Origin of the sequence: Glycomyces artemisiae (assembly GCF_003002955.1) — a bacterium.
Taxonomy (GTDB): Bacteria; Actinomycetota; Actinomycetes; order Mycobacteriales; family Micromonosporaceae; genus Glycomyces; species Glycomyces artemisiae.
This window is the reverse complement of sequence record NZ_PVTJ01000003.1, coordinates 583,733-595,709: the sequence shown is the minus strand read 5'-3', so window position 1 is coordinate 595,709 and position 11,977 is coordinate 583,733. Positions and strand designations below refer to the sequence as shown.

Sequence of the window (11,977 nt, the reverse complement as noted above, 5' to 3'; positions counted from 1 at the left end):
TGGTAGACCGGCATCCCGGCGGCTTTGCCTTTGAGGTCCCACAGGGCCATGTCGACCGCGGCGATCGCGGCCATGGTGACCGGGCCGCGCCGCCAATAGGCGGAGCGGTACAGGAACTGCCAGGTGTCCTCGATCCGGTGCGCGTCCCGCCCCAGCAGCAGCGGGACGACATGGTCTTTCAGGTACGACACGACCGCCAGCTCGCGGCCGTTCAACGTCGCATCACCCAACCCGGTGAGACCGTCGTCAGTGGTCAGCTTCAACGTCACGAAATTCCGATCCGGACTCGTAACGATCACTTCAGCCTTATCGATGATCACAGGGGGCTCCTAATCGTTCTGGCCAGGCTTGCGGCCGTCGAGGCCGGTCCAGCGGCGGCGCAGGGCGAACGCGGCGGACTTGGGTTTGCGGTCGCGGGTGAAGACGCCCTTCTTGTTGCCGTCGACGCGGTGGATGCCGGGCCCGGTGGCGAAGTCGGCGAAGTTCCAGACGTGCTCGCCCACGAACTCGGGGATGCGGTCGAAGACGCGGTGGTTCATGGCGAGGAAGTCCGACTGGTACTCCTCGCTCCAGGGCGCGTCCCACACCGAGTGCAGGCCCGGCTGGGTGTCGGCGCCGTACTCGGTCATCATGACCGGCTTGCCGAACCGCTGGGCCCAGCCGCGCAGGTCCTGCTCCAGGACGTCTTCGGCGGCGGCGAGGTCGCCGGTGAAGACGTACCAGCCGTAGTAGCGGTTGATGGCGAGCACGTCGAACAGGTCGGCGATCTGGTCGTTCCCGGCGTGCGCGAACATGACGGCGGCGTAGGTGAGCGGCCGGGTCGGGTCGAGTTCGCGCGTGAGCTTCACGAGCGGCTCGAAGTACTCGCGGGCGCCGTCCTCATTGGAGGCGGGTTCGTTCGCGATGCACCACATGACGACCGACGGATGGTTCTTGTCGCGGGCGACGAGTTCGCGCAGGTGCTGCTCGTGTGCGGCGCGGGTGGCGTCGCCGAAGGTCTCGGGGGAGAACGTCGGCTGCGGGCCGATCCCGGTGAGGCCGCCTTGGACGCCGAGGTTGAGGCCCACGGCGGCGGTCTCGTCGATGACGACGATCCCGTGCCGGTCGGCGAAGTCGAGCACTTCCTCGTCGTAGGGGTAGTGCGCGGTGCGGAAGGAGTTCGCGCCGCACCACTGCATGAGCTGGAAGTCGTGCACGAGGTGCGCCTGGTCGTGGCCCTTGCCGCGCACCACCGTGTCCTCGTGCTTCCCGAAGCCGGTGAAGTAGAACGGCTCGCCGTTGATGAGAAACTGAGCCCCGCGGACCTCGACGGTGCGCACGCCGAACTGCTGCGTGTACGCGTCGACCACCTCGCCACCGTCGACCAGCTCTACGACCAGGTCGTAGAGGTAGGCCGCGCCCGGGCGCCACAGCTCGACGTCCTCGATGCGGAAGGACCCTTGCGCGCCTTCGGCTTCGGCCACCACGGCGCCGGATTCGTCCACGGCCCGAACGCGCACCGCGCCCTCGCCCGCGTCGACCCGGTAGTCGACCAGGCCCGCAGACCCGTCCACCTCGGTGGTCACGGTGATGTCCTCGATGAACCGCGGCGGCGTGCTGTAGAGGCGCACCGAGCGGGCGATCCCTGCGTAGTTGTAGAAGTCGTGCAGGTAGGACTGCTTCTCGCGGCCGTCCTGCCCGACGCTCACGGTCCCGGGCGGGATCGTCTCTGCGGTGAGCCGGTTGTCGACGGCGACGGTGAGCCGGAACTCCGCGCCGGGCTCGACGACGCCGGTGAGATCGGCCTCGAAGGGCGTGTACCCGCCGGTGTGCTCGGCGACGAGGCGGTCGTCCGCGTACACCTTGGCGGCGTGGGTGACCGAGCCGAAGCGCAGCACGGTCCGCTGCCCGACCCAGCCGCGCGGTATCCGCACCTGCCGCTGGTACCAGGTGATGCCGACGTGGTCGCGGATCTCCGGGTCGGTGAACAGATCGTTGTAGCTGGCCGGGACGGCCGCTTCGAGCGGCGTGTCGAGCCGCGCGGTCCACGGCTCGTCGCCGGCCCTGGAGTCGATCGCGAAGCGCCACAGGCCGTCGAGGCTCGTGACGTCCCGTGTGGACGTGGTGGTGACGGAAAGCATGGTTCTCCTCAAGGGGTCAGGCGGTGTCGCCCGCGTCGGCGAGCAGGGTGGAGCCGGTCATGATCGCGGCGAGGTCGCTGGCGCAGAACAGGACGACGCGGGCGATGTCGTCAGGGACGCCGATCCGGCCGAGCAGGCCGGTGCTCATGAGCTTGGCGATCACCGCCGGATCGGCCGGGACGCCGGTGGCCTCGGCCGCCGCCGCGGCGGCGGCCATGTTGCCCTCGGTCGGCACGAAGCTCGGTGCGACGCCCAGGACGCGGATGCCCTTGGGCGCGAACTCGATCGCGAGCTGCTTGGTGAGCCCGCGGGCGGCGTGCTTGGAGCCGACGTACGCGGCGAGTCCGGGCGCGGTGCCCTTGAACCCGGCCGTGGAGACCACGTTGACGATGACGCCGCCGCCGTCCATGCGGCGGGCCGCCTCGGTGGCGCCGAGGAACACGCCGCGCGCGTTCACCGCGAACACCCGGTCCCACTCGTCGACGCCCATCTCCAGCGCGGGCCGGTTCGGGAACACCCCGGCGTTGTTGACCCAGACGTCGAGGCCGCCGAGCGTCTCGGCGGCGCGGTCCGCCGCCGCGGCGACGCTGCCCTGGTCGGCCACGTCCATCTGCACGCCGACGGCGTCGACGCCGTGGCGTTCGGCGAGTTCGGCCGCGGCCGCCGCCGCGAGGTCTCCGTCGAGGTCGCCCACGAGGACGTCGGCTCCCGCTTCGGCGAGCCGCAGCGCGATCGCCTTCCCGAGGCCGCGGGCGCCGCCGGTGACGACGGCCCTCCGCCCGTGGAGGTCGAGCAGGTCGCGGACGGCGGTGCCGGAGAAGTCCGGTACGGAAACGGTCATGTCGGCTCCTTAGTCGGTGAGGCTCGCGCCGTTGGTCTTCGCGATGCCGCCGAGCCACGCGAGGCTCGGCTTCGGCGTGCGCGCGAACGTCTCGCGGTCGACCGCGACGAGCCCGAACGTCGGCCCCCAGTGGCCCCACTCGTAGTTGTCGAGCAGGCTCCAGTGCAGGTAGCCGCGCACCTCGACGCCGTCGGCGGCGGCCTCGCCGAGCGCTTTGAGCGCCCCTTCGGTGTAGGCGATCCGGCGCGCGTCGTCGGCCGTGGCGATCCCGTTCTCCGTGACCAGGACCGGCAGGCCCGTCACCTCGGCGGTGTGGCGCGCGGCGATCCCGATCGCGTCGGGCCGGAACGCGGTGCCCACCAAGGTGTTGTCGGGGTGCGGCGGGTACGGCTCGATGCCGTCCTCGTTCACCCACTGCGCCGAGTACGACTGGACGCCCACGAAGTCGTCGCCGCGGGCGGCCTCCAGATAGAGGTCCTCCCAGATGTACTCAAGTTCGCGCTTCTTCTCCTCGCAGCCGGGCCGGGCCTCGAACGCCCGGTTCGCCACGGACCAGCCGACCTTCGCGCCGGTGCGCTCGCGCACGAGGTCGCGCACCGCGTGGTGGGCCTCGACGAAGCGCTTCCCGATCTCGACGTCAGGGGCGGGCAGCGGCGGGCGCGGGCCCTCGTCCACGGTGGGGCTCTGCCATTCGGCGCCCGCCTCGGCGGCCTGCTGCATCTTGACCGCCAGGCCGGTCATCATCGCGAGCATGTTCGGCTCGTTCATGGTCACGACCCACTCGACGCCGTTGAGGATCGGCACTACGGTCTCCACATAGGATCGGAACCGGTCGATCGCCTCCGGCGCGAGCCAGCCGCCCGCCTCGGCGAACCAGCGCGGGTTCGTGAAGTGGTGCAGCGTGACCACGGGCGCGAGTCCGAGTTCCAGGGCGGTGTCGATCATGCGCCGGTAGTGCGCCAGCTCGGCGCGGGAGACCATGCCGGGCTCGGGTTCGATGCGCGCCCACTCGATCCCGAACCGGTACGCGTTGTACCCGTGGTCGGCGAGGAGCCGCATGTCCTCGCGGTAGCGGTGGTAGGAGTCGCAGGCGTCGCCGCTGCGCTCCATGCCGGGCATGCGCGCCTCGTTGGCCCAGAAGTCGCTGTTCAGGTTGCCGCCCTCGATCTGGTGCGGCGCGGTCGAAGCGCCCCAGAGGAAGCCGGTCGGGAAGGTGCTCATCGGTGAGACTCCTGTGTGGTCGGTCTGGTGAGGGTTTCGGCCGCATCCGCGTACGCGGTGCGGAAGACGGGGTCGGCGGCGAGGTCGGGCGCGAGGTCGTCGAGCCAGCCGCCGGTGGCGCGGGACCAGGCGGCGAGCGCCGTCGCGCACGCCGCCGCGGATCTCCCGGCCTCGCGTTCGAGGCGGGCGACGGGCGCGATCCGCATGCGCAGCTTGGTGTCGGCGTCCTCGGCGATCTGGGCGAGCCGGTGCTCGATGCGCGGGTTCGCGAACCGTTCGAGCAGCGCGCCCCGGTACTCCTGCAGGCCCAGGTCGGGGAGGTGCCGCACGGCCTCGTCCCATAGAGCCTCGACCTGGTTGCGGCACACGGGGTCCGCGACGGCCTCGGCGACCGTGGCGTGGCCGCGGAGGGTGCCGGAGGCGGCGAGGAGCGAGTGCGCGCCGTTGAGGAGCCAGAGCTTGCGGGCCTCCCACGGGGCGATGTCGGCGGAGAATCGCGCGCCCGCGCGCTCCCAGGCGGGCCGCCCGGAGGGGAACTCGCCGCTGAGGACCCAGTCGCTGAACGGCTCGGCGACGACGGGCGTGCGGTCGCTGCGGCCGGTCGCGCGGCGCACGAGGTCGAGGTCCGCTTTCGCGGTGCGGGGGGTGATTCGGTCGACGGAGGTCGACACGAACGAGGCCAGGTCCGGCAGCGCAGCCGCCAGCGCGGGCAGGGCCGCCTCGGCGAGGCCGGTCAGGGCCCGGCGCACGGTCTCGCCGTTGCCGGGCAGGTTGTCGCACGGGACGACCGCGATCGGCGGGGCCCCGTCCCGGCGGCGCCGGTCGAGCCCGTAGAGGACGCGTCCGAGCGCGGTCCGCGGCAGTCCGGTTGCGTCCCTGAGCATCCGGAGGTCGGCGGCGGTCTCGGGGTCGTCGAAGTCGGGTTCGCCCTGCGGGGTCAGCCGGTGTCCCGCCTCGGTGATCGTCATCGTCAGCACCGCGACGGCCGGGTCGGCGACCGTGGCGGCGAAGTCCTCCACGTCGTCGCCGGGCACGGCGCGGACGATGCTGCCGATCGGCTCGCACCGGTCGCTGGCGGCGCCGCGCTCCACGAGCGTGTACACCCCGTCCTGGGCCGCGAGCAGGTGCGCGGCGTCGGGGCGGCGGCCGGTGTAGGCCGCGATGCCCCAGCCGTCCCCGGCCTTCGCGGTGTACCAGGCCTGGTGCGAGCGGTGGAACGCGCCGAGTCCGAGGTGGACCATGCGCACGTCGGGCGCGGTCCCGCCGACGGCGGTGCGGTCGAGGGGGGTCGTCACAGCTTGAACACCTCCCGCGGGAGGTCGCCCACGAGGTCGTCGATGATCCGCTCGGCCATGGGGAGCGCGATGCGGCCTTCGGCGACGAGCCGGGCGAGGAACCCGGCGTCGACGCGGCGGGCCGTGTCGTGGCGGGCCGGGATCGACAGGAACGCGCGGGTGTCGTCGACGAACCCGGAGCCGCGGTAGAACCCGGCGGTCTCGGTGACGGCGGAGCGGAACCGGGTGATCGCGTCGGGGGCGTCGAGGAACCACCACGGCGCGCCGATGTAGACGCTCGGGTAGAAGCCCGCGAGCGGCGCGATCTCGCGCGAGTAGGTGGTCTCGTCGACGGTGAACAGCACCAGGTGGAAGTCCTTGGCGAGGCCGTGGCGCTCCAGGAGGGGGCGCAGGCCGCGCACGAAGTCGGTGGGCACGGGGATGTCGTGGCCGGCGTCGGGCCCGAACCGCTCGAACGCCGGGGTGGAGTGGTTGCGCAGCACGCCCGCATGGAGGGTCATGACCAGGCCGTCCTCGACGCTCATGCGTGCCATCTGGACGAGCATGTGGCCGCGGAACTCGCGCCGCTGCGCGGCGTCGGCGGTCCCGGCGAGCACGCGCTGGAACAGCCGCTCCGCGTCCCCTGGTTCGAGGTCGGCGGTGTAGGGCTCCTCCACGCCGTGGTCGGTGGAGACCGCGCCGTGCGCGATGAAGTGGTGTCTGCGCTCCTCAAGGGCCGCAAGGTAGCCCGCGAAGGTCGCGGCGCTCCCGGTGGCGGCCAGGAGCCGCTCGACGTTCCCGGCGAATCCGGCCGCGCCCGGGTCGGTGTACCGGTCGGGGCGGAACGTGGGCGCCACGCGGCCGCCGAGTCCGGCGTCCGCGAGTGCGGCGTGGTGCGCGAGGTGGTCCAGCGGGTCGTCGGTGGTGGCGAGGAACTCGATCCCGAAGCGCCGGAACAGGGCCCGCGGCCGGAACTCGGGGCGGGCGAGCCGTTCGGCGACGGCGTCGTACACCTCGTCGGCGTGCTCGGGCCCGAGCGGGAGCCCGATCCCGAGGACTTCGGCGAGCGACTCCTCGATCCAGTACCCCGAGGCGGTCCCGGCGAAGCGGTGCCAGTGGTCGTTCAGGGTGCGCCACGCCGCCCGCGGATCGTGCTCGGCGGTCGCGGCGAGCCCGGCCGGGTCGACTCCGGACGCATGGAGCTGCCGGGTGACGTAGTGGTCGTGGGTGACGATGAGGTCCACGGGGTCACGGAACCGGACATCGGTTGCCAGCCACTCGACGGGGACGTGGCCGTGCGGCGAGATGACCGGTTCCTGCGCAACGCGGTCGTAGAGGTCCGCCGCGATGGCCCGAACCTGCGGATCGACAGGAAGCAGGCGGTGCACCGCACGGGGTGGGGACTGGAGCATGTGCGCCATTCAAGCACGTGACTGAACATGTGTCAACCGATTGCCAGTTCGCGATCCCGGGAACCGTCCTCGGGCGATCCTCCGATATGATCGGCACGTCCGAGAGCCGGAACCCGGCACGAAGCACTGTTCCGCCAGCGGGTTGACAACCCTGGCAACAAGCGTGAAAGGGGAGGCGTGGACCAGTCCGACGCAACTGCCTCCGTCCGCGGCGAACGCAAGGCCCCGGCGACCATCTACGACATCGCCAGGCACACGGGCTTCAGCCCGTCCACTGTCTCGCGCGCGCTCAACAAGCCCGGCCGCCTCAACGCGACCACCGAGCGCCGCATCCGCGACGCCGCCGAGGAGCTCGGCTACCGGATCAACCCCATGGCCCGCGCGCTGCCCACCGGCAAGACCGGCACGCTCGGCCTTGTCGTCTCCGACATCACCAACCCGGTCTACTTCGACCTGGTCAGGGGCGCCGAGCACATCGCCTCCGAGGCCGACTCCACGCTCATCTTCGCCGACTCCCAGGAGTCGGCCCGCCTGGAGCGCTCGATCGCCGAACGGCTCCAGACCTCTGTGGACGGACTGCTGCTGGTCGGCTCCCGCCTGGGGGACCAGGACATCCGCGAGCTCTCCTCGGTGAAGCCGCTCGTGGTCGTCAACCGCCTCGTGGACGGCGTCCCGGCCGTCGTCCCCGACGTCGCCCCCGGCATCGAGGCCGCGCTCGGGGCCCTGCGCGAGCGGGGCCACCGGCGCATCGCCTACCTCGCCGGGCCCGAGGCGTCCTGGATGAACACGCTCCGCTGGCAGACCCTGTTCGACCTGGCCGTCTCCTGGGGACTCTCGATCGTGGAGATCAAGTCCACCGAGCCGACCCGCGCGGGCGGCGCCGAGGCGTTCCAGCGGATCGTCGCCGCCGACGTCACGGCCGTGTTCGCCTACAACGACCTCATCGCCCTGGGCCTGCTGCGCGCCAGCCGCGACCGCGGCGTCGCCGTCCCCGAGTCGCTGAGCATCGTCGGTTTCGACGACATCTTCGGCGCCGACCTGCCCACGCCCGCGCTCTCCAGCATCCGCAGCCCCCTCGGCGAACTGGGGGAGCGGGCCACCCGCCGCCTCCTCACCGAGATCGACGGCGCCCCCGCCGAGGCGGGCGCCGCACTGCCGACCCGCTTCATCGACCGCGAGTCCATCGCCGCCGTTCGCTCCTGACCAGGGCCTCGGCCCGTCGCTTGAGCCCTCGGCCCGGGGGTGCTACGCTCCGTCCACGAAAATTACAGTCGACTCAGAATTGATCGGCGCGGCCTATTGCCAAACTGGCAATCGATTGACAGAATAGGCCCTCCCGTATTCCAGTCATACGAGATTTTCAGGTACTGAACAAGGCGGCATCCGATTGCCGGATCCGGCACCGCCTCTGGCTTCAACGATGAGGACCGATGTCCATGAACCGCAACCCCTTCACCACGAACCCCCTCCGCCGCCGCAGCGTCCTGGCCGCGGCGGGCACGATGGCCGCGGCGCCCCTCGCCCTCGCCGGATGCGGCGGGAGCGAGGAGACCGGCGACCCGAACAAGCTCACCTTCCTCAACCAGTCCCGCGGCCAGGAGGCCGTGCTCACCGCACTCGCCGCGCAGTACAGCGAGGAGCAGGGCGTCGAGATCACCGTCGACTCGCCCGGACCCGCCGACTACCTCCCGAAACTCCAGGCCAACGCCCAGTCCGGCAAGATGCCCGACGTCTACTCCTCCTTCAACGCCACCGACATGGCCTCGTTCTACCGCGCAGGCTGGGCCAAGGACCTCACCGAGGAGCTCGACGCGGGCTGGAGCACCGACTTCAGCCCCGCGGTCATCGAGCTGTCCACCTTCGAGGAGGGCAACAACCTCGACGTCGCGCCCGGGATCTACACCGTCCACTGGGAGACCCAGACCTACGGCTTCCTCATCAACCCCGCCCTCGCCGGGTTCACCGCCGCGGACGCCCCCGCCACCACGGGCGCGTTCATCGACGCGCTCGTGAACGCCGGAGGCGGGAACTTCGCCGTCGCCGCCTCCCTCACCCCGCAGCTCGTGCAGGCCGCCGCCTCCAACTGGCTCACCGACGACCAGATCGCCGCCACCTTCAACGGCGAGGACCCCTGGGAGCAGGACGCCTGGGCCGGGGCCTTCCAGTTCCTCGTCGACCTCAAGGACGCCGGCGTCATCGCCAACGGCGCGCTCCTCGGCGGCCAGGGCGACAACCCCGAGGTCGAGACCGCGTTCTTCACCCAGTCGACGGCCGCGATCTTCGACGCCTCGCCCGGCGTCTCCGTGGGATTCAAGACCAACCCCGAGTTCGAGGACTACTTCTCCATCGGCATCCTCGCCGCCGACGACGGCGCGCAGCCGCCCCGCTCGCCCGGCGTCCCCGGCAAGGGCGCCGTCATCAACCCCAAGAGCGCCGCCGCCGACAACGCCCTCGCGTTCGTCAAGTGGCTCACCGCACCCGAGCAGCAGACCGCGTTCGCCACCGACGCCCGCATCCTCCCCGCGAACCCCGAGATCCTCGCCAGCGACGCCGTGCCCGCGCAGCTCACCGGCTTCGCCGCGGGCGTTGAAACGATCCAGCTCATGTCCGCGACCTTCACCACCGACGTCAAGACCGCCATCGTCGCCGAATCCGAGCGGCTCGTCCTCGGCGAATCCACGGTGGACGAAGCGCTCGCGAACATCCAGGCCGCGCAAGACCGCACGTCATGACGACCCTCCCCGTCCGCCCGCGGAGCGCGAAACGCGCGCTCCGCCGCAGCCTCCTCGGCTGGGCCTTCCTCGCCCCCGCCGTCGCACTCATCGCCCTGTTCACCATCACCCCGTTCGTGCAGGCGATCCTGCTCAGCTTCCAGTCCTGGGACGGCGTGAGCCCGGACGCGCCCTGGGTCGGCCTGGCGAACTACGAGTTCATCGCCGGCGACCAGACCTTCTGGGCCTCGATGCGGAACGTCCTCGTCTTCGGCGCGGTCGGCTTCGTCGCGGGCAACGGCATCGCCCTCGCCATGGCCGTCGCCGTCAACGCGATCACCCGCGGCCGCACCTTCTTCCGCACCGTGTTCTACCTCCCCGGCGTCCTCTCGGTCGTCGTGGTCGGGCTCCTGTTCTCCAGCATCCTCGCCCCCGGCTCCGGCGTCCTCAACCGCGCCCTGGAACTGGTCGGACTCGGTGCGCTCCAGCAGAACTGGCTCGGCGACCCCGACGTCGCGCTCCCGGCCGTCGCCGCCGTCTTCGTGTGGTTCCACTGGGGCTTCGGCTTCCTGCTGTTCCTCGCCGGACTCCAGGACGTGCCGAAAGAGCTGTACGAGGCCGCCTCCCTCGACGGCGCGGGCCGCTGGGCCCGGTTCCGCTCCATCACCTGGCCGCACCTGGCCCCGGTGACCTCCATCGTCAGCCTCCTGACCCTGCTCGCCGCGCTCCAGATCTTCGGCACCGTCCAAGTCCTCACCAACGGCGGGCCCGGCTACCACACCATGGTCCCCACGCTCGCGATCTACAACGAGGCGTTCGTCAACTGGCGCTACGGCAGCGCCGCCGCGATGTCCGTCGTCTTCGGCGGCGCGCTGGTGCTCCTGTCGCTCCTCCAGCTCGCATTCACCGGAAGGCGGTGGCACCCGTGAAGGCGGGGAAGATCGGCCTCTACGGCCTCCTCACCATGGCCGCGCTGACCGCGCTGCTCCCGCTCGCGTGGATCCTTTCCGGGTCCCTCCAGACCCTCCCCGAACTGCTCTCGAACGAGCGGTTCCTCCCGGCCGACCCGCAATGGGGCAACTACGTCACCGCCTGGGTGGACGGCGACCTCGGCGTGTACCTGCGCAACAGCGTGCTCTACACCGGGACGGCTGTGCTCGGCATCCTCGTCGCGTCGAGCCTCGCGGGATACGCGCTCGCGCGGCTGGAGTTCGCCGGGAAGGGGCTCTTCACGTTCGTGATCCTCGCGGTCATGATCATCCCGGCCCCGGCGATGTTCCTCGCCCAGTACAAGCTCCTCGTCTCGCTCGGGCTGAGCAACAGCCCGGTCGGGTACGTGCTCATCCTCATCACCTCGGGCGTGCCGATGTCGACGCTCATCATGCGGAGCTTCTTCGTGAGCCAGCCGCGCGAACTCGAAGAGGCCGCGGCGATCGAGGGCGCGGGCCCGCTGCGGATCTTCGCGAGCGTCATCCTGCCGCTGGCGCGGCCGGGCCTCGCCGCGGTCGCGGTGATCCAGGGCCTGGGCGCGTGGAACGAGTACCTCATGGCGCTCGTGATCTTCGACGACAACGCGCTCATGCCGATCCAGCGAGGACTGACGGCGTTCACGTCGGCGGAGACCCCGCAGCAGCAGATCCTCCTCGCCGCCACCGCGATCTCGGTGGTGCCGGTGATCGTCTTCTACCTGATGGCGCAGCGGCACATCGTCCAGGGCATCGGCGCGGGCGCGATCAAGTGATCTCCGCTTCGCGGTCGGACCCCGGTCCGGCCGCGAAGTCGCGCTCCAGCGCCGCCCGTCGCTCAGGGGTGAGCCCCAGCACCGCGTCCACGACCGCTTCGAGCGCGCCTCGGATGTCGAACTCCGGGCCGTGCTGCCACTGGAGCTGGAGCCCGCTCCACGCCGCGAGGATCCGCCGCGCGGCCTCGGCGGGCTCCACGCCCTCCGGCACGATCCCCAGCCCTTGGAGCCGCGCGATGTCGGTGGACACCACCCGGATCGAGCGCTGGTGGCGGTTACGGAAGTATTCGTTGGCGGGATGCTCCGGGTCCGTCGCCGCCCCCGCCATCTCCGCGAACAGCCGCGCGTGGTGCGTCCGCCGCACCCCGGCCTGCGCGCGCGGCCCCATGTCCGCGACCGCCCCGGCCTCGCCGCCCTCGGGCCGGATGTGGTCGTCGTCGAACTGCTGGAGCGCCGCGATGAGCAGCCCTTCTTTGCTCGGGAAGTGGTAGAACACCGTGGGCTCGCTGACGCCCGCGTCGGCGGCGATCTCCGCCACGGTCACCTCCCGGTGCCCCTTCTCCTGGATCAGCCGCAGCGCCGACCTCCCCAGCAGCTCGCGCTTGACCTGCGACTTGCCGTACGGGCCGCGTCGCCCTGCCATCCGGTTCCGTCCAT

Annotated in this window: 10 protein-coding genes and 1 pseudogene; 4 read left to right on the top strand and 7 right to left on the bottom strand. The window is 71.3% G+C overall.

The window, feature by feature from the left end; genetic code table 11:
* From B0I28_RS11430 to uxaC, 6 genes and pseudogenes are all read right to left on the bottom strand, one after another.
* Window positions 1-320, bottom strand: a pseudogene (locus tag B0I28_RS11430) (bifunctional D-altronate/D-mannonate dehydratase); the annotation flags it as partial.
* 9 nt (window positions 321-329) lie between these two features.
* Window positions 330-2,120, bottom strand: coding sequence for a beta-glucuronidase (uidA, locus tag B0I28_RS11425; protein ID WP_106363928.1), 1,791 nt, complete (start codon window positions 2,118-2,120; stop codon window positions 330-332).
* 16 nt (window positions 2,121-2,136) lie between these two features.
* A complete protein-coding gene (locus tag B0I28_RS11420) occupies window positions 2,137-2,961 on the bottom strand; it encodes an SDR family NAD(P)-dependent oxidoreductase (protein WP_106363927.1) in 825 nt (274 codons plus the stop codon).
* Window positions 2,962-2,970: 9 nt separating this feature from the next.
* Window positions 2,971-4,182: a glycoside hydrolase family 1 protein gene (locus tag B0I28_RS11415; protein ID WP_106363926.1), complete on the bottom strand. Its 1,212-nt coding sequence runs from the start codon at window positions 4,180-4,182 to the stop codon at window positions 2,971-2,973.
* Window positions 4,179-5,477, bottom strand: a complete 1,299-nt coding sequence (locus B0I28_RS11410) for a mannitol dehydrogenase family protein (RefSeq protein WP_219926705.1) — start codon at window positions 5,475-5,477, stop codon at window positions 4,179-4,181. Before B0I28_RS11410 ends, B0I28_RS11415 begins: the two co-directional genes overlap by 4 nt.
* Window positions 5,474-6,868, bottom strand: a complete 1,395-nt coding sequence (gene uxaC / locus B0I28_RS11405; RefSeq protein WP_219926704.1) for a glucuronate isomerase — start codon at window positions 6,866-6,868, stop codon at window positions 5,474-5,476. The genes B0I28_RS11410 and uxaC overlap by 4 nt, the downstream gene beginning before the upstream one ends.
* A gap of 177 nt (window positions 6,869-7,045) precedes the next feature.
* On the opposite strand from uxaC, the gene B0I28_RS11400 reads away from it, so the two are divergent.
* The 4 genes from B0I28_RS11400 (at window position 7,046) to B0I28_RS11385 (ending at window position 11,320) form a co-directional block, all read left to right on the top strand.
* On the top strand, window positions 7,046-8,071 hold the full coding sequence (locus tag B0I28_RS11400) for a LacI family DNA-binding transcriptional regulator (protein ID WP_106363924.1): 1,026 nt from the start codon (window positions 7,046-7,048) through the stop codon (window positions 8,069-8,071).
* Between the two features lie 233 nt (window positions 8,072-8,304).
* Complete coding sequence (locus tag B0I28_RS11395; protein ID WP_181245752.1) at window positions 8,305-9,600, top strand: ABC transporter substrate-binding protein; 1,296 nt, start codon at window positions 8,305-8,307, stop codon at window positions 9,598-9,600.
* A complete protein-coding gene (locus B0I28_RS11390) occupies window positions 9,597-10,508 on the top strand; it encodes a carbohydrate ABC transporter permease (RefSeq protein ID WP_106363922.1) in 912 nt (303 codons plus the stop codon). The genes B0I28_RS11395 and B0I28_RS11390 overlap by 4 nt, the downstream gene beginning before the upstream one ends.
* On the top strand, window positions 10,496-11,320 hold the full coding sequence (locus B0I28_RS11385) for a carbohydrate ABC transporter permease (protein ID WP_146148048.1): 825 nt from the start codon (window positions 10,496-10,498) through the stop codon (window positions 11,318-11,320). The genes B0I28_RS11390 and B0I28_RS11385 overlap by 13 nt, the downstream gene beginning before the upstream one ends.
* On the opposite strand, the gene B0I28_RS11380 is transcribed toward B0I28_RS11385, so the two are convergent.
* Window positions 11,313-11,963: a TetR/AcrR family transcriptional regulator gene (locus B0I28_RS11380; RefSeq protein WP_181245751.1), complete on the bottom strand. Its 651-nt coding sequence runs from the start codon at window positions 11,961-11,963 to the stop codon at window positions 11,313-11,315. The genes B0I28_RS11385 and B0I28_RS11380 overlap by 8 nt on opposite strands.
* Window positions 11,964-11,977 lie beyond the last annotated feature (14 nt).